Below are 16,448 nucleotides of genomic sequence, written 5' to 3'. Positions count from 1 at the left end.
GCGGCGTGTCGTGCTGGCGTGCGGATCAGTCGCGGAACAGCCCGCGCTCGACGAACAGCGGATTGGGGCCATCGCGCGTGGCGCCGTCCTGGTGATAGCGCTCGATGCGCTCGACTTCGTTCTTCGAGCCGAACACCAGGGCGATGCGCTGGTGCAACGCGCTCGGCGGCACGCCCAGCACCGGCTGGCGGCCCGTGCTGGCGCGCGCGCCGGCCTGCTCCATGATGAAGCCGATCGGGTTGGCCTCGTACAACAGGCGCAGGCGCCCGGCCTTGCCCGGGTCCTTGCTGTCGCGCGGGTACAGGAACACGCCGCCGCGCATCAGGATGCGGTGCGCCTCGGCCACCATGCTGGCGATCCAGCGCATGTTGAAGTCCTTGCCGCGCGGCCCGCTGCGGCCGGCCAGACATTCGTCCACGTAGCGCTTCACCGGCGGCTCCCAGAAGCGGCTGTTGGAACTGTTGATGGCGAATTCCTGCGCGTCCTCGGGCACGCGCAGCTCGGGGTGGGTCAGCTTGAACTCGCCGAGGTTGTGATCCAGTGTGAAGCCGACCACGCCATTGCCGACGCTGAGCACCAGCATGGTCGAGGGCCCGTACAAAGCGTAGCCGGCGGCGACCTGCTGCGCGCCCGGCTGCAGGAAATCGGCTTCGATCACGTCGCGGCCGCTGGCGACGACCTCGTCCGGCGCGCGCAGGATCGAGAAGATGCTGCCCACGGTCACGTCCACATCGAGGTTGCTGGAGCCATCCAGCGGATCGAATACCAGCAGGTACTTGCCGCGCGGATACTCACCGGGGATCTGGTAGGGCGCTTCCATTTCCTCGGAGGCCATGCCGGCCAGGTGCCCCGACCACTCGGCCTGGCGCACGAACAGCTCGTTGCTGACCACGTCCAGATGTTTCTGCACCTCGCCCTGCACGTTGGTGGCGCCGCCGGCGTTCTCAGCGCCGGCGCGCAGCTCGCCGAAGGCGACCTGGCGCGCGATCGCCTTGCACGCGATCGACACATCCAGGATCAGCGCGTTGAGATCGCCGCTGGCGCCGGGAAAGCGGCGGCGCTGCTCGATCAGGTATTGCGTCAGGGTCGGGCGCTTGGACAGGGGCATGGGCGGAATGCTCAGGAGGGTGCCTGGGTGAATACGCGGCTGCCCAGCAGGTCCGCCGGCAGCAGCGTGGTCAGGTCGTCCTGGCTCAGTTCGCGCTCACGCTCGGCGAACAGGCGACTGGCTTGGCGCAGGCGCGCGCGGTCCAGCGCGTTGCGCACGCTGCGCGCGTTGGCGAAATGCGGCTGCGCGATGCGCCGTTGCAGGTAGTGCAGGAACACCTCGGCGGCGGCGGCGCCGAAGCGGTAGTGACGCTGCGTCAGCATGCGCTCGGCGATCTGCTGCAGCTCATCCACCGAGTAGTCGGGGAAATCGAGGTGGTGCGCGATGCGCGAGCTCAGGCCCGGATTGGACTTGAAAAACGTGTCCATGCGGTCGGCATAGCCGGCCAGGATCACCACCAGGTCGTCGCGCTGGTTTTCCATCACCTGCAGCAGGATCTCGATCGCCTCGCCGCCGTAGTCGCGCTCGTTCTCGGGCTTGTAGAGGTAGTAGGCCTCGTCGATGAACAGCACGCCGCCCATGGCCTTCTTCAGCACTTCCTTGGTCTTGGGCGCGGTGTGGCCGATGTACTGGCCGACCAGATCGTCGCGGGTGACCGCCACCAGATGGCCTTTGCGCACGTAGCCGAGGCGGTGCAGGATTTCGGCCATGCGCATGGCGACGGTGGTCTTGCCGGTGCCCGGATTGCCGGTGAAGCTCATGTGCAGGCTGGGTGTCTCGGCCTGCAGGCCGAGGTTCATGCGCAGTTTGTCGATGACCAGCAGCGCGGCGATGTCGCGGATACGCTGCTTGACCGGGGCGAGGCCGACCAGATCGCGGTCCAGTTCCTCGAACACCGCCTCGACCTGGCTCTCGGCCAGCACCTGCGCGACGGTGCGCGCGGTGCTGGTCGTGGGCGGCGTTGCGGCCACGGCGGCGGCCTGCGACGACGGCGGCGCGGCGACACTGCCGGGGATGGTGTAGCTGGGCGCGCCCATGTTCAGTGCTCTCCCGCAAGTTGCTGGCGCATGGCCGCGACCACCGCGGCGTAATCGGGCTGGCCGAAGATCGCGCTGCCGGCCACGAAGGTGTCGGCGCCGGCCGCGGCGGCGCGGCGGATGTTGTCGACCTTGATGCCGCCGTCGACCTCGAGGCGGACCGCGCGGCCGCTGGCATCGATGAGGCGCCGCGCCTGCTCCAGCTTGCGCAGCGCCGAATCGATGAAGCCCTGTCCGCCGAAGCCGGGGTTGACCGACATGATCAGCACCAGGTCAAGCTTGTCGATCTCCCATTCGAGCACGTCCAGCGGCGTGGCCGGGTTGAACACCAGCCCGGCCTTGCAGCCGGCGGACTGGATCAATTGCAGGGTGCGGTCGATGTGCACGCTGGCCTCGGGGTGGAAGCTGATCAGATCCGCGCCGGCCCTGGCGAAGGCCTCGGCCAGCGCGTCCACCGGCTGCACCATCAGATGCACGTCCAGCGGGGCGGCACTGCCGTCGGGTTTGTGGCAGTGCGGCTTGAGCGCCTGCGCCACCATCGGACCGATGCTCAGGTTGGGGACGTAATGGTTGTCCATCACGTCGAAATGCACCCAGTCGGCGCCGGCGGCCAGCACGGCACGTACCTCATCGCCCAGGCGCGCGAAATCCGCGGAAAGGATCGATGGCGCGATCACGTTGGGCTGTCTCACGATGCGTACCTCCAGAGCCGCAAGCAGCCCTCCTTGGCGCGTGGCGCCGGCCCGGCCTTCCGTGGCCGGGCGCTCGGCGGCGCGGGATGCGCTTCAACGCATCCCGCGAAAGCTTCCGCCTCGCCCATCACGTCGAAATGCACCCAGTCGGCGCCGGCGGCCAGCACGGCACGTACCTCATCGCCCAGGCGCGCGAAATCCGCGGAGAGGATCGATGGCGCGATCACGTTGGGCTGTCTCACGATGCGTACCTCCAGAGCCGCAAGCAGCCCTCCTTGGCGCGTGGCGCCGGCCCGGCCTTCCGTGGCCGGGCGCTCGGCGGCGCGGGATGCGCTTCAACGCATCCCGCGAGAGTCTCCGCCTCGCCCAGCCGCGCGAAATCCGCGGAGAGGATCGATGGCGCGATCACGTTGAACTGTCTCATCGGTCGAGCCTCCAGCGAATGTGGCGTGACGCTGCCCGCATCGAACGTATCGACCGGTGCGGGCAAGTTTCCCGGTCGCCGCCTGACGAGCGCGCTAGTAGCGCTCGCCCTCCGGCTTGTCGGTGGCGTACGCATGCACGGTGTAGTGGATCGCGCGCCCCGCGCCCTCCTGGCGCTGCAGGCTGAACCCAGGCTCGTTCTCGGGCCGGTTGACGATGAAGCTCATCGCCACCGACTCGACGCCGCGCGTGGAATCGAAGGCCACCAGACGAATGTAGTGGCGCGGGAAGGTTTTCCTGCAGTTGTTCACTTCCATGAGAATGCCGGCCGCGTCGCGCAGGTCGAACATGGGCATGCCGAACAACTCCCAGTAAGTGTTGCGTGGATGCGGGTCATCGGTGTACTCGACGCTCCAGGCGTAGCCCTGCTTGAGGCCGTACTCGATCTGCAGGGTGATCTCGGCATCGCTGAGGTCGGGCAGAAAGCTGAACTGGCCCTGGGTCACGCGGCCGGTGGGGTTGGTCATCATGGCGTTGTCTCCTCAGGCGACCGCGGGGGTCACGGCGTAGTCACTGGTGTCGGTGCTGGCGTAGTTGAAGGTGATCTCGCCCCATGTATCCAGCGCCTGCTTGAGCGGCGTGCAGGACTGCGCGGCCTTGCGCAGGATCTCCAGTCCTTCGTTGACGATGTCCTTGCCCTCGTTGCGCGCCTTGACCATGGCCTCCAGCGCCACGCGGTTGGCCACGGCGCCGGCCTGGATGCCCGCGGGGTGGCCGATGGTGCCGCCGCCAAACTGCAGGATCACGTCATCGCCGAACAGGTCGATCAGCTGGTGCATCTGACCGGCGTGGATGCCGCCCGATGCGACCGGCATCATTTTCCTGAGGTCCGCCCAGTCCTGCTCGAAATAGATGCCGCGCGGTAGGTCGATGCGGTTGTGGCTTTCGCGGCAGACGTTGTAGTAACCCTGGACCGTCTTCGGGTCGCCCTCGAGCTTGCCCACCGCCGTACCGGCGTGAATGTGATCGACACCCGCCAGGCGCATCCACTTGGCGATGACGCGGAAGCTGACCCCATGGCTTTTCTGGCGCGTGTAAGTACCGTGCCCGGCACGATGCAAGTGCAGAATCATGTCGTGCTTGCGCGCCCAGTTGCCCATCGACTGGATCGCGGTGTAGCCCACCACCAGGTCGATCATCACGACCACGCTGCCCAGTTCCCTGGCGAATTCGGCGCGCTCGTACATGTCCTCCATCGTCGCGCCGGTGACGTTGAGGTAGCTGCCTTTGACCTCGCCGGTGGCGGCGGACGCCTTGTTGACGCCATCCATGACATACAGAAAGCGGTCGCGCCAGTGCATGAACGGTTGCGAGTTGATGTTCTCGTCGTCCTTCATGAAGTCCAGGCCGCCCTTCAAACCTTCGTAGATCACGCGGCCGTAGTTGCGGCCCGACAGGCCCAGCTTGGGCTTGGTGGTGGCGCCCAGGAGCGGGCGACCGAACTTGTCCAAACGCTCGCGCTCGACGATCAGGCCTGTGGGCGGACCCTTGAAGGTCTTCACGTAAGCCACGGGAATGCGCATGTCCTCCAGGCGCAAGGCCTTGAGCGGCTTGAAGCCGAATACATTGCCGATGATGCTGGCCGTGAGGTTGGCGATCGAGCCTTCCTCGAACAGGATCAGGTCGTAGGCGATCCAGGCGAAATACTGACCGGGCGTACCCGGCACCGGCTCGACCTTGTAGGCCTTGGCGCGGTAGCTGTCGCAGGCGGTCAGACGGTCGGTCCACACCACGGTCCATGTCGCCGTGCTGGACTCGCCCGCCACGGCGGCGGCGGCCTCGACCGGGTCGACGCCTTCCTGCGGCGTGATGCGGAACAGGCATAGGACGTCGGTGTCACTGGGCACATAGTCAGGCTGCCAGTAGCCCATCTGGCGGTATTTCAGCACGCCAGCTGCATAGCGCTTCTTGGCGTTGGCGGTGATATCGGTGGCTTCGGCATGGATTTCGGTGGAACTCATGTGCATTCCTCGGCAAGTGCGTGGGCAACGGCTCCACTTTAGGCTGGGCATTTGGTAAGTAAAGTCATATTTTATTTGTTTTCAATTAATGACATGATTAATTAATGAACCTGAGCTTCCGCCAGTTACGCGTGTTCACCGAGGTCGCCCGGCACGGCAGCGTGCAGCGCGCGGCCGCGACGCTGCACATCACCCCGCCGGCGGTATCGATGCAGATCAAGGAGTTGGAAACCCATGTCGGGCTGCGCCTGTTCGACCGCGAAAAGCGCCGGCTGAGCCTGTCCACGGCGGGCGAATATTTTCTGGTGCACGCGCGCCGCCTGCTGGCCGCGCACAAGGAGGCCGAGGACGCCATGGCGCGCTTCCAGCGCCTCGATCGCGGCGTACTGACGCTGGGCTTCGTCAGCACCGCCAAGTATTTCTTGCTGCAGTTGCTGGCGCGCTTTCACATCGAGCATCCGGGCGTCGAGCTGCGCCTGCGCGTGGCGCACAACCGCGAGCATCTGGTGTCGCTGATGCATGGTGGCGAGATCGACCTGGCGGTGATGGGGCGTCCACCGCGCGAGATCGACACCCGCGCCGAAGCCTTCGCCGCGCATCCGCTGGTGTTCGTGGCGCCGGCCGGGCACCCGCTGACGCACACGCCGCACCTGCCGCCCAGCGTGCTGGATGCATTCCCGCTGCTGGTGCGCGAGCCTGGCTCGGGCACACGTGCCGCGCTGGAGGACTTTCTCGCCGCACAGCACGTCGCCCCGCGCATGGCCATGGAGATCGCCAGCAACGAAACCCTGAAGCAGGCCGTGGTTGCTGGCCTGGGCATCAGCCTGATGTCGCTGCACACCATCGGCCTGGAACTGCGCGGCGGCCTGCTGCACATGCTTGACATCAGCGGCACCCCGCTGATGCGCACATGGTTCCTGGCGCATTTGCAGGCGCGGCAACTGTCGCCGGCGGCCGAAGCGTTCCGCTATTTCATTCTCGAACACGGCGAGGCATGGCTGGCCGCGCACGACGCCGCCTTGCTGCCGATGCCGGAATCAAAGCCGGGATGACGCGCGAAAAAGACCTTCGCGCGCGGCACTCGTTTACAATGCCGTGGTTTGCCCGCCGCCGAGAGAACCGCATGCCCGACGCGTTCAAGTACTCGCGTATTCTGCTCAAGCTCTCCGGCGAGGCGCTGCTCGGCGCGGCCGATTACGGTATCGATCCGATCGTGCTGCAGCGCGTCGCGGGCGAGATCGCCGAAGCGCACAGCGCTGGCGTGCAGATCGGCGTGGTCATCGGCGGCGGCAACATCTTCCGCGGAGCCGGGCTGGCCGCGGCCGGCATGGATCGCGTCACTGGCGACCACATGGGCATGCTGGCCACGGTGATGAACGCGCTGGCGCTGCAGGACGCGCTGGAAAAACTCTCCGCCAAGGTGCGCGTGATGAGCGCAATCCGCATCAACGACGTCTGCGAGGACTTCATCCGCCGCCGCGCCATCCGCCATATCGAGAAAGGCCGCATCGCCATCTTCGCCGCAGGCTTGGGCAACCCGTTCTTCACCACCGACTCGGCCGCCGCGCTGCGCGCGGTGGAGATCGGCGCGCAGTTGCTGCTCAAGGCCACCAAGGTCGACGGCGTCTACAGCGCCGATCCGGCGCACCACGCCGGCGCAACGCGTTTCGACATACTCAGCTACGACGAGGTGATCGAGCGCAAGCTGGCGGTGATGGATACCGCCGCCTTCGCCCTGTGCCGCGACCACGACCTGCCGATCCGCATCTACGACATGGGCCGCCCGGGCAACCTGATGCGCATCGTGCGCGGCGAGCCCATCGGCACCCTGGTGCAGGCCGCGCGCTGAGGCCGCCCCGATCCATCGTCACCATTCCCGAGGCCACGCATGAGCGATTTGAACAGCATCAAGCAGGACGCACAAACCCGTATGACCAAGTGCATCGATGCACTGCGCCACGAACTGCAACGCCTGCGTACCGGCCGCGCCAGCACTGCGCTGGTCGAGACGATCAAGGTCAGCTACTACGGCAACGACGTGCCACTCAGCCAGGTCGCCACCGTGGCCGTCACCGACGCACGCTCGCTGACCATCACGCCCTGGGAAAAGTCCCTGATCGGCGTCATCGAGAAAGCCATTCTCGCCTCGGATCTGGGCATCACGCCGACCACCGCCGGCACCGTGATCCGCATCAACCTGCCGCCACTGACTGAGGAGCGGCGCAAGGAACTGGCCCGGCATGTCGCGCATGAAGGCGAGAGTGCCAAGGTCGCAGTGCGCGGCGTGCGTCGCGACGCCATGCAGCAGGTCAAGGATTTGTCCAAGAGCAAGAAAATCACCGAGGACGAGGAACACCGCGGCGATGACGACGTGCAAAAGATCACCGATCGCTACGTCAAGGAAATCGACAGCGTGGTCAAGGCCAAGGAAGACGAGCTGATGGCGCTCTGAGGCGCGCGCATGACCTACACCGCCACGCTGCCGCGCCACGTGGCCATCATCATGGATGGCAACGGACGCTGGGCCGAGCGCCGGCATCGCCCGCGCAGCATGGGCCACCGCGCCGGACAGAAGGCGGTGCGCGCCACGGTCACGGCCAGCCGCGAGCGCGGCATCGCCGCGCTGACCCTGTTCGCGTTTTCCAGCGAGAACTGGCAGCGACCCAGGACCGAGGTCGGCGCGCTGATGGAACTGTTCCTGCGCGCGCTGGACAGCGAGGTGGACGAACTGCATGCCAACGGTGTGCGCCTGCGCTTCATCGGCGCGCTGGAGGCATTCGCCGCGCCCCTGCGCGAACGCATGCACGCGGCCATGCAGCGCACCGCCGACAACGATGCGCTGACGTTGAACATCGCCGCCAACTACGGCGGACGCTGGGACATCGCGCACGCCGCGCGCGCGCTGGCGCAACAGGTGGCGCACGGCCTGCTGGATGCAGCCGCGGTCGATGAAGGGCATCTGGCCGCGCACCTGATGCTGGCCGATCTGCCGCCGCCGGACCTGCTGATCCGCACCGGCGGCGAGCACCGCATCAGCAATTTTCTGCTCTGGCAGGCGGCCTACGCCGAGCTGTATTTCACCGACACGCTGTGGCCCGATTTCGACGCCGCGGCGCTGGATGCCGCGCTGGATGCCTACGCCACGCGCGAACGCCGTTACGGTCGTACCGGAGCACAACTGCATGCAGGCATCTGAGGTACTGCGCCAGCGTACCCTGACCGCGGTGCTGCTGGCGCCGGCGGCGATCCTGCTGATCCTGCTGGCGCCAACCTGGCTGTTCGCGCTGGCGATCGCCGGCGCGGTGCTGGCCGGGCTGTGGGAATGGTCGCGACTGGCCGGCTTCCGCAATCACGCCTGGCGCAGTCTGCTGCTGGCGCTGATGGCGGCGCTGTGCCTGGGCCTGTGGTTCTGGCGCGGCACCCCGGCCGGCAGGGTGGTGATCGCACTGGGCGTGATTGCATGGCTGCTGGCGCTGTTGTGGCTGCGCGATCCGACGCGTTACGCCGCGCCGAGCGGGGCGCACGCCTGGAGCAAGCTGGTATTCGCGCTGCCGGCGTTGCTGCCGGCATGGCTGGCGCTGGTCGTGCTGCACGACGGCGGCATGCGCGCACACGTGTGGACGTTGCTGGCACTGATGCTGGTGTGGGCCGCGGACACCGGCGCGTACTTCGCCGGCACGCGCTACGGGCGCCACAAGCTGGCGCCACTGATCAGCCCCGGCAAGACCCGCGAAGGCGTCGCCGGTGGTGCGCTGCTGGCGCTGGTCGTGGCCGCGGTGTTCGGCTATGCGCTGGGTTTGCGCGGCGCGGATCTGCTGCTGCTGCTCGGTGTGGTCGCGATCAGCACGGCGTTTTCGATCATTGGCGATCTCAGCGAAAGCCTGCTCAAGCGCCAAGCCGCGGTTAAGGATTCCGGGCGCATGTTTCCCGGCCACGGCGGCCTGCTCGATCGCATCGACGGCGTGCTTGCCGCAGCGCCGGTATTCGTGTTGCTCAAGCTGTGGCTCGGACTTTGAGATGACACCGCAACGCATCGCCGTGCTCGGCGCCACCGGCTCGATCGGCGGCAGCGCACTGGATGTCATCGCGCAACATCCAGGGCGCTACCGCGCCAGCGTGCTCAGCGCGCATCGCAACGTCGATGCCCTGGCGGAACTGTGCGCGCGCTTTCGCCCGGACCTGGCGATCATCAGCGACCCGGCGCTGGAAGGCGCACTCGCGCACAAGCTGGCTGCACTGGGCGTGGATTGCATGGTGGCCGCCGGCCCGGTCGCGCTGGAACAGGCCGTCGCCGGTGCGCTGTGCGACACCGTGCTGGCCGCCGTGGTCGGCGCCGCCGGATTGAACTCGACCCTTGCTGCGGCGCGCAGCGGCAAGCGCCTGCTGCTGGCCAACAAGGAATCCGCCGTGTGTGCCGGCGCGTTGCTGCACGCAGCCCTGCGCGAAGGCGGCGGCGCGTTGCTGCCGGTGGACTCGGAACACAACGCGCTGTTCCAGTGCCTGCCGGGCGGACGCCCGGACCACCTGGCCACGGCCGGCGTGCGGCGCCTGATCCTCACCGCTTCCGGAGGTCCGTTCCGCGGACGCACGCGCGGCGAGTTGGGCCATGTCACGCCCGCACAGGCCTGCGCGCACCCCAACTGGGTGATGGGCCGCAAGATCTCCGTCGATTCGGCGACGCTGATGAACAAAGGCCTGGAAGTGATCGAGGCCTGCGTGCTGTTCGGCGCCCAGCGCGCGCAGGTCGATGTGCTGGTGCATCCGCAAAGCCTGGTGCATGCACTGGTCGAATACGTCGATGGCGCGGTGCTGGCCGAGCTTGGCCACCCGGACATGCGTACCGCGCTGGCGCAAGCGCTGGCGTGGCCCGAGCGCACCAGCTCCGGGGTGCCGTTCCTGGATCTGGCGGCGCGCGGGAAACTCGAGTTCGAGCATCCCGACACGGCGACTTTCCGCTGCCTCGATCTGGCGTACCAGGCGCTGGCCGCGGGTGGCGACGCCCCGGCCATTCTCAATGCCGCCAACGAGATCGCGGTGGAGGCGTTCCTCGCCGGCAGCCTGCCCTTCCTCGCCATCGCGGATCTGATCGAAGCCGTGCTGAACGCCTTGCCGGCCGAATCGGTGCGCACCGTGGAAAGCCTGATTCACCGTGACTTAACCGCGCGCGCCAAGGCGCGCGCTATGCTGGCGCGAATGTGCTGTTGAATCATCACGCATGAACGAAATCCTCGGTTCCATCTGGTGGCTGGCCGTAACCCTCGGTCTGTTGATCACCTTCCACGAATTCGGCCACTACTGGGTGGCGCGCCGCGTGGGCGTGAAAGTGCTGCGCTTTTCCATCGGCTTCGGCAAACCCCTGTGGACACACGTCGGCCGCGACGGCACCGAGTACGTGATCGCCGCGGTCCCGCTGGGCGGCTACGTCAAGATGCTCGACGCGCGCGAGGACGAGGTGCCGGCAGACCAGCGCGCGCATGAGTTCACCGCGCAGCCGGTGCTGGCGCGCATGGCCATCGTCGCCGCCGGACCCTTCTTCAATTTCATTTTCGCTGTGGCCGCGTTCTGGGCCATGCTGGTGGTGGGCAAGCCGGATTACCTGCCCATCGTCGGCGCCGCGCAGGGCCTGGCCGCGCAGGCAGGCGTGCAGGCGGGGGACCGCCTGCTGCGCATCGATGACACCGAAGTACGGTCGTGGAGCGGCGCCGCGCTTGCGCTGGCCGATGTGGTGGGCGCACGCGCACCGGTGCGCATCGAGGTGCGCACCCCGGCGGGCACGCAGCGCGCGCTGACCCTGCCGCTGCAGGACATCCCCGCCACGCTGGGCACCGATCAGGCGATGCAGCACATCGGTCTGGTTCCACAACAGATGCTGATCCCGCCCGTGCTGGGCAGGATCCTGCCGGACAGCGCGGCCGCGGCGGCCGGCTTGCAACCGGGCGATCGCATCGTGGCGATCGCCGGCCGGCCGGTGCACGCCTGGAACGACGTGGTCACACTAGTCCACCGCTATGCCGGCCCCGACCGTGCGCTGGACGTGCGCGTCGAGCGCGCCGGCAAGACCCTTGACTTCGCCACGCATCCGCGCCTGTCCACGCTGGCTGATGGCAAGCCGGAATACCTGCTGGGCGTCAGCCCGGCGCCCTACGCGGCGCGCTACAACACCGTGCAGCGCGCCAATCCACTGGCCGCGATCCCGCAGGCCGTGGCCGAGACCTGGCGCCTGACCGCGCAGACCGTGACCATGCTCGGACGCATGTTCACCGGGCAGGCGTCGCTGAAGAACATTTCCGGACCGATTTCGATCGCCCAGTACGCGAACACCTCGGCGGATCTGGGTCCGGCCTGGTTCCTGTACTTCCTCGGCATCGTCTCGCTGAGCCTGGCGGTGATGAACCTGTTGCCCATCCCGATCTTGGACGGCGGCCACCTCGTGTATTACCTTATCGAGTTGGTCAAGGGCAGTCCGGTCAGTGTGCGGATCATGGTGGCAGGCCAGTACCTGGGCATTGCGCTGCTGGTCGCGCTCATGGGGCTGGCTTTCTACAACGACTTGCTGCGTCTGATTTCCTGAGCCCGCCGGTTCATCCCGGCACCGCCCCCGTCGCGCCCGATTCACCCACCGGAACCTTTATGAAGCGTATTGCTGCCCTGATCCTGCTTGCCTGCTTCGCGGCCAAGGCCCGTGCCTTCGAGCCGTTCGTGATCTCGGGCATCCGCGTCGACGGATTGCAGCGCATCGCGCCTGGTACCGTATTCAGTTACCTGCCCGTGGACAAAGGCGAGACGCTCACCCCGCAGCGCGCCAAGGAAACCATCAAGGCGCTGTTCGCCACCGGCTTTTTCAGCGACATCGCGCTGGATCGGCAAGGCGACGTGCTGGTGGTGCAGGTGGTCGAGCGCCCGACCATCGCCCGGATCGACATCCGCGGCAACAAGGACATCAAGACCGACGAACTGATGAGCGGCCTCAAGCAGATCGGCCTGTCCGAGGGCGATACCTTCGACCGCCTCGCACTCGACCGCGTGCAGCAGGAATTGACGCACCAGTACTACAACCGCGGCAAGTACAACGTCAGCATCACGCCGCACGTCACGCGCCTGGACCGCAACCGCGTGGCCATCGACATCGACATCCGCGAAGGCAAGGCCGCGCGCATCCAGGAAATCAATCTGGTCGGCAACCATGTCTACTCGTCCGCGCAGATCCGCTCCGACTGGGAGTCGGGCACGCCCAGCTGGAATTCCTGGTACACCAACAACGACCAGTACTCGCGCGAAAAGCTCTCCGGCGATCTCGACCGCCTGCAGAACTATTACCTTGATCGCGGCTACGCCAATTTCCAGATCAGCTCGGCGCAGGTCACCATCAGCCCGAACAAGGAAAACATGTACATCGCGGCCAACATGATCGAGGGCCATCTGTACAAGGTTTCATCCGTCAAGTTGCTGGGCAAACTGGTGCTGCCGGAGGATGCGCTGATGCGGCTGGTCCTGCTCAAGCCCGGCGAGACGTTCTCGCGCGCCAAGGCCGAGTACACCAGCAAGGCGATCACCGCGCTGCTGGCCAACGTCGGTTACGCGTTCGCCAAGGTCACCCCAGTGCCCAAGCTGGACAAGGAAAACCATACCGTCGCGCTGACCTTTTTCATCGAGCCGGGGCAGCGCGTCTATGTGCGCCGCATCATCTTCGTCGGCAATACCAGCACCGAGGATCTGGTGTTGCGCCGCGAGATGCGCCAGTTCGAAGGCGGCTGGTACTCGCAGGCGGCCATCGACCGCTCCAAGATCCGCCTGCAGCGTCTGGGTTTCTTCTCCAAGGTCACCATCACCAACGAGCGCGTGCCCGGCAGCACCGATCAGGTTGACCTCAAGGTCAAGGTCAAGGAAGAGCCCTCGGGCGCGCTGCAGTTCGGCCTCGGCTACGCTCAGGTCACCGGCATCATCGGCAGCGTGTCGGTGTCCGAGCGCAATTTCATGGGCACCGGCAAGCAGATTTCGGCGCAGGTCCAGCAAAGCAGCTACCTGAAGTCCTATGTCTTCAGCTATCTCGACCCGTATTTCACCCAGAGCGGCATCAGCCTCGGCTACAACCTCAGCTACACCGTGCTGAACCAGGGTCAGGCCAACATCGCCTCGTACCTGTACAACACCAAGGCTTTCAGCACCTATATCGGCATCCCGATCAGCGAAACCGACACCATCAACCTGGGCCTCGGGCTGAGCAGCAACGTCATCAACACCTACCAGGGGCTCACCCCGCAATCGCTGATCGACTACCAGAACCAGATCGGCCACAAGACCATCCACGCCTGGACCAGTTCGATTTCCTACGCGCACGACACGCGCAATCAGTACTTCACCCCCAGCCGCGGCGGCCTGCAGTACATCTCGGCCGAGATCGCGATGCCCGGTTCGACGGTGGAGTACTACAAGCTGTCCGCGCAATCGAGCAATTACTTTCCGCTGCCCGCGGACTTCGTGCTCGGCCTCAATGGCAGCGTCGGCTACGGCGGCACCTACGGCAAGGATTCCAACCTGGCGTTTCCGTTCTGGCAAAACTACTACGCCGGCGGCGTGACCGACGTGCGCGGCTACCAGGACAACACCCTGGGCCCGAAGGAATTCGTGCCCGGATATACCACCGGGCAGCCGATCGGTGGCGCGTTCAAGGTGCGCGGCGCGGTCAACCTGTTCCTGCCCTTGCCCTTCCTCAAGGACAGCAATACCGCGCGCGTGGCCGTGTTCTACGACACCGGCAACGTGTTCAGCACCTATAGCCAGTTCCATTGGGGTGGTCTGGCCTCGTCGGTCGGCATCGGCTTGCAATGGCGTGCGCCGATCGGCCCGATCGATATCAGCTACGCCTTTCCGGTGCACTACAGCCCGGCGGATGCGCCATTCATCTCGCACCTGCAGTTCACCTTCGGCTCGGCATTCTGACGCGCAGCGCGCATGCCGGGGGATGCGATGGCCGGTTACCGCCTCGAGGATTTGGCCGAGCGTTTCGGGCTGACGCTGCGCGGCGATCCCGCGCGGCGCGTGCTGGGCGTGGGCACGCTGGCCGGCGCATCGGCGCAACAACTCGCGTTCATGGCCAACGCGCGTTATATCGCGCAACTGCGCGGCACGCACGCTGCCGCGGTGGTGCTGGGTGCCGACGCCGCCGCTGAGTGCCCGGTGCCGGCATTGATCGCCGCCGATCCCTATCTTGCCTATGCGCGCATCGCCGCGCTGTTCGAACACGCGCCGGCGACCCTGCCCGGGGTTCACGCCAGCGCGGTGATCGAGCCAGGCGCCAGCATCGACCCGGCAGCCAGTGTCGGCGCGCAATGCTTCGTTGCCGCCAGCGCGCGCATCGCGGCCGGCGCCGTACTTGGCCCGCACTGCATCATCGGTCCGGATTGCATGGTCGGGGCACAGACGCGCCTGGTCGCGCGCGTGACCCTGGTGCTGCGCGTGCGCATCGGCCAGCGCGTGCTGATCCAGCCCGGCGCGGTGCTGGGTGGCGATGGTTTCGGCCTGGCCTGGGCCGGCGAGCATTGGGAGAAAGTGCCGCAACTCGGTGGCGTGCGCGTGGGCGATGATTGCGAGATCGGCGCCAACACCACGATCGACCGCGGCGCGCTGGATGACACCGTGCTCGAAGACGACGTGCGCCTGGACAACCAGATCCAGATCGCGCACAACGTGCACATTGGCTCGCATACCGCGCTGGCCGGCTGCGCGGCCGTGGCCGGCAGCGCGCGCATCGGACGGCATTGCCTGGTCGGCGGTGGCGCCGGTGTGCTCGGCCATCTCGAGGTGTGCGACCGCGTTACCATCACCGCCATGACTCTGGTGACGCACTCGATCCGCGAGCCCGGCGAGTATTCCTCGGGCACGCCCCTGCAGGTCAACCGCGACTGGCGCCGCAATGCCGTGCGCCTGAAACAACTGGACAGCCTCGCGCGACGCATCGCCGCGCTGGAAAAAGGACAGCCAAAATGACCGCGACAAGCTACACATTGCCGGTGGATATCACCACCATCCACAAACTGCTGCCGCATCGCTATCCATTCCTACTGGTCGATCGCGTGATCGCGCTGCAACCGAACACCAGTATCCATGCCTACAAGAACGTCAGCGTCAACGAGCCATTTTTCCAGGGCCACTTTCCCGGACATCCGGTGATGCCAGGCGTGCTGATCATCGAGGCGCTGGCGCAGGCATCGGGCTTGCTGGTGGGACTCTCGCAGCCCGCGGATACCGTGCGCGACGAGAACGCGCTGTACTACCTGGTCAAGGTCGACAGGGCGCGCTTCAACCGCATTGTCGAGGCCGGCGATCGCCTTGATCTGCATGTGCGGATGAAACGCATGCTGCGCGGCATGGGGTTGTTCGATGCGCGCGCGCTGGTCGGCGATATCGAAGTCGCCAGTTGCGAAATCATGTGCGCGGGACGCAGCGCGTGAGCATCCACCCGACCGCGCTGGTCGATGCGGGTGCGCGCCTGGCGGCGGATGTCGAGGTCGGCGCATACAGCATCATCGGCGCCGAGGTCGAGATCGCGGCCGGCACGCGCATCGGACCGCACGTGGTCATCACCGGCCCGACGCGCATCGGCCGCGACAACCGCATCTGGCAGTTCGCCTCGCTGGGCGCCGATCCGCAGGACAAGAAACACGCTGGCGAACGCACCGAACTGCTGATCGGAGTCGGCAACACGATCCGCGAATTCGTCACCATCAACCGCGGTACCGCCCAGGGCGGCGGCACCACCCGCGTCGGCGACGACAACTGGATCATGGCCTACGTGCACATCGCGCACGACTGCAGCGTGGGCGATCACACCGTGCTGGCCAACAACGTCACCCTCGCCGGCCACGTCGAGATCGGCGATCACGTGGTCATGGGCGGTTTCGCGGGCGTGCATCAGTTCTGCCGCGTCGGCCCGCACGCCTTCGCGGCGATGTATGCCGCCATCAATCGCGACGTGCCGCCCTTTTGCTATGTCGCCGGACAGTTCGCCGAACCGCGCGGCGTCAATATCGAAGGCCTCAAGCGGCGGGGTTACAGCGCCGCGCGCATCGCCGCGATCAAGCGTGCCTACCGCGCGCTGTACATGGCCGGCCTGAGTCTGGCCGAGGCGCGCACGCGACTCGGCGAGCTCGCCTCCGACAGCGCCGATGTCGCGCAGATGCTGCACTTCGTCGAAACCAGCCAGCGCGCGCTGGTGCGCTGAGCGCCG

Annotated in this window: 16 protein-coding genes and 1 pseudogene; 11 read left to right on the top strand and 6 right to left on the bottom strand. The window is 66.6% G+C overall.

The genetic code is table 11. The features are described from left to right. Window positions 1-25 precede the first annotated feature (25 nt). The 6 genes and pseudogenes from Mschef_RS06945 to Mschef_RS06915 form a co-directional block, all read right to left on the bottom strand. Window positions 26-1,108, bottom strand: a complete 1,083-nt coding sequence (locus Mschef_RS06945) for a class 1 fructose-bisphosphatase (RefSeq protein ID WP_081127117.1) — start codon at window positions 1,106-1,108, stop codon at window positions 26-28. An 11-nt stretch (window positions 1,109-1,119) separates the two neighbouring features. After that, window positions 1,120-2,085: a CbbX protein gene (gene cbbX / locus Mschef_RS06940; protein WP_081127116.1), complete on the bottom strand. Its 966-nt coding sequence runs from the start codon at window positions 2,083-2,085 to the stop codon at window positions 1,120-1,122. A gap of 2 nt (window positions 2,086-2,087) precedes the next feature. Continuing rightward, the gene (gene rpe, locus Mschef_RS06935; RefSeq protein ID WP_197686792.1) at window positions 2,088-2,780 is read right to left on the bottom strand and encodes a ribulose-phosphate 3-epimerase; all 693 of its coding nucleotides are present in this window, start codon (window positions 2,778-2,780) and stop codon (window positions 2,088-2,090) included. Between the two features lie 122 nt (window positions 2,781-2,902). Beyond that, window positions 2,903-3,019: pseudogene (locus Mschef_RS06930) on the bottom strand (ribulose-phosphate 3-epimerase); the annotation flags it as partial. 276 nt (window positions 3,020-3,295) lie between these two features. Further along, the gene (locus tag Mschef_RS06920; protein ID WP_081127113.1) at window positions 3,296-3,730 is read right to left on the bottom strand and encodes a ribulose bisphosphate carboxylase small subunit; all 435 of its coding nucleotides are present in this window, start codon (window positions 3,728-3,730) and stop codon (window positions 3,296-3,298) included. A 12-nt stretch (window positions 3,731-3,742) separates the two neighbouring features. After that, a complete protein-coding gene (locus Mschef_RS06915) occupies window positions 3,743-5,221 on the bottom strand; it encodes a form I ribulose bisphosphate carboxylase large subunit (protein ID WP_081127112.1) in 1,479 nt (492 codons plus the stop codon). 104 nt (window positions 5,222-5,325) lie between these two features. Here Mschef_RS06915 and Mschef_RS06910 point away from each other — a divergent pair, with 104 nt between their 5' ends. The 11 genes from Mschef_RS06910 to lpxA all read left to right on the top strand — a co-directional run bounded on the left by Mschef_RS06910 (window position 5,326) and on the right by lpxA (window position 16,442). Then, window positions 5,326-6,273 (top strand): LysR family transcriptional regulator, encoded by a 948-nt coding sequence (locus Mschef_RS06910; RefSeq protein WP_081127111.1) that lies wholly within the window; start codon window positions 5,326-5,328, stop codon window positions 6,271-6,273. 71 nt (window positions 6,274-6,344) lie between these two features. Further along, window positions 6,345-7,070, top strand: a complete 726-nt coding sequence (gene pyrH / locus Mschef_RS06905) for a UMP kinase (RefSeq protein WP_081127110.1) — start codon at window positions 6,345-6,347, stop codon at window positions 7,068-7,070. A 39-nt stretch (window positions 7,071-7,109) separates the two neighbouring features. Beyond that, a complete protein-coding gene (gene frr, locus Mschef_RS06900) occupies window positions 7,110-7,673 on the top strand; it encodes a ribosome recycling factor (protein WP_081127109.1) in 564 nt (187 codons plus the stop codon). A gap of 9 nt (window positions 7,674-7,682) precedes the next feature. Further along, entirely contained in the window at window positions 7,683-8,417 is a 735-nt protein-coding gene (gene uppS / locus Mschef_RS06895) for a polyprenyl diphosphate synthase (RefSeq protein ID WP_081127108.1), read from the top strand. Beyond that, entirely contained in the window at window positions 8,404-9,237 is an 834-nt protein-coding gene (locus Mschef_RS06890) for a phosphatidate cytidylyltransferase (protein WP_081127107.1), read from the top strand. Before uppS ends, Mschef_RS06890 begins: the two co-directional genes overlap by 14 nt. Before the next feature lies 1 nt (window position 9,238). Continuing rightward, the gene (dxr, locus tag Mschef_RS06885) at window positions 9,239-10,426 is read left to right on the top strand and encodes a 1-deoxy-D-xylulose-5-phosphate reductoisomerase (RefSeq protein WP_081127106.1); all 1,188 of its coding nucleotides are present in this window, start codon (window positions 9,239-9,241) and stop codon (window positions 10,424-10,426) included. 10 nt (window positions 10,427-10,436) lie between these two features. Further along, window positions 10,437-11,792, top strand: coding sequence for an RIP metalloprotease RseP (gene rseP / locus Mschef_RS06880; protein ID WP_081127105.1), 1,356 nt, complete (start codon window positions 10,437-10,439; stop codon window positions 11,790-11,792). Window positions 11,793-11,851: 59 nt separating this feature from the next. Beyond that, on the top strand, window positions 11,852-14,161 hold the full coding sequence (gene bamA, locus Mschef_RS06875; protein WP_081127104.1) for an outer membrane protein assembly factor BamA: 2,310 nt from the start codon (window positions 11,852-11,854) through the stop codon (window positions 14,159-14,161). A 27-nt stretch (window positions 14,162-14,188) separates the two neighbouring features. Next, a complete protein-coding gene (gene lpxD / locus Mschef_RS06870) occupies window positions 14,189-15,208 on the top strand; it encodes a UDP-3-O-(3-hydroxymyristoyl)glucosamine N-acyltransferase (protein WP_081127103.1) in 1,020 nt (339 codons plus the stop codon). Further along, window positions 15,205-15,672: a 3-hydroxyacyl-ACP dehydratase FabZ gene (gene fabZ / locus Mschef_RS06865; RefSeq protein WP_081127102.1), complete on the top strand. Its 468-nt coding sequence runs from the start codon at window positions 15,205-15,207 to the stop codon at window positions 15,670-15,672. The genes lpxD and fabZ overlap by 4 nt, the downstream gene beginning before the upstream one ends. Further along, window positions 15,669-16,442, top strand: coding sequence for an acyl-ACP--UDP-N-acetylglucosamine O-acyltransferase (lpxA, locus tag Mschef_RS06860; protein ID WP_081129885.1), 774 nt, complete (start codon window positions 15,669-15,671; stop codon window positions 16,440-16,442). Before fabZ ends, lpxA begins: the two co-directional genes overlap by 4 nt. The last annotated feature ends 6 nt before the right edge of the window (window positions 16,443-16,448 follow it).

It is taken from the genome of Metallibacterium scheffleri, from assembly GCF_002077135.1.
GTDB classification, from domain to species: domain Bacteria; phylum Pseudomonadota; class Gammaproteobacteria; order Xanthomonadales; family Rhodanobacteraceae; genus Metallibacterium; species Metallibacterium scheffleri.
The sequence above is the reverse complement of the archived record's forward strand: the minus strand, read 5'-3'. Positions and strand labels throughout refer to the sequence as shown.

Bases quoted from the DNA above. Each gene is read 5' to 3' on its own strand.
- Mschef_RS06945 (WP_081127117.1), bottom strand. From the start codon at position 1,108: ATGCCCCTGTCCAAGCGCCCGACCCTGACGCAATACCTGATCGAGCAG.
- cbbX (WP_081127116.1), bottom strand. From the start codon at position 2,085: ATGGGCGCGCCCAGCTACACCATCCCCGGCAGTGTCGCCGCGCCGCCG.
- Mschef_RS06920 (WP_081127113.1), bottom strand. From the start codon at position 3,730: ATGATGACCAACCCCACCGGCCGCGTGACCCAGGGCCAGTTCAGCTTT.
- Mschef_RS06915 (WP_081127112.1), bottom strand. From the start codon at position 5,221: ATGAGTTCCACCGAAATCCATGCCGAAGCCACCGATATCACCGCCAAC.
- Mschef_RS06910 (WP_081127111.1), top strand. From the start codon at position 5,326: ATGAACCTGAGCTTCCGCCAGTTACGCGTGTTCACCGAGGTCGCCCGG.
- pyrH (WP_081127110.1), top strand. From the start codon at position 6,345: ATGCCCGACGCGTTCAAGTACTCGCGTATTCTGCTCAAGCTCTCCGGC.
- frr (WP_081127109.1), top strand. From the start codon at position 7,110: ATGAGCGATTTGAACAGCATCAAGCAGGACGCACAAACCCGTATGACC.
- uppS (WP_081127108.1), top strand. From the start codon at position 7,683: ATGACCTACACCGCCACGCTGCCGCGCCACGTGGCCATCATCATGGAT.
- Mschef_RS06890 (WP_081127107.1), top strand. From the start codon at position 8,404: ATGCAGGCATCTGAGGTACTGCGCCAGCGTACCCTGACCGCGGTGCTG.
- dxr (WP_081127106.1), top strand. From the start codon at position 9,239: ATGACACCGCAACGCATCGCCGTGCTCGGCGCCACCGGCTCGATCGGC.
- rseP (WP_081127105.1), top strand. From the start codon at position 10,437: ATGAACGAAATCCTCGGTTCCATCTGGTGGCTGGCCGTAACCCTCGGT.
- bamA (WP_081127104.1), top strand. From the start codon at position 11,852: ATGAAGCGTATTGCTGCCCTGATCCTGCTTGCCTGCTTCGCGGCCAAG.
- lpxD (WP_081127103.1), top strand. From the start codon at position 14,189: ATGGCCGGTTACCGCCTCGAGGATTTGGCCGAGCGTTTCGGGCTGACG.
- fabZ (WP_081127102.1), top strand. From the start codon at position 15,205: ATGACCGCGACAAGCTACACATTGCCGGTGGATATCACCACCATCCAC.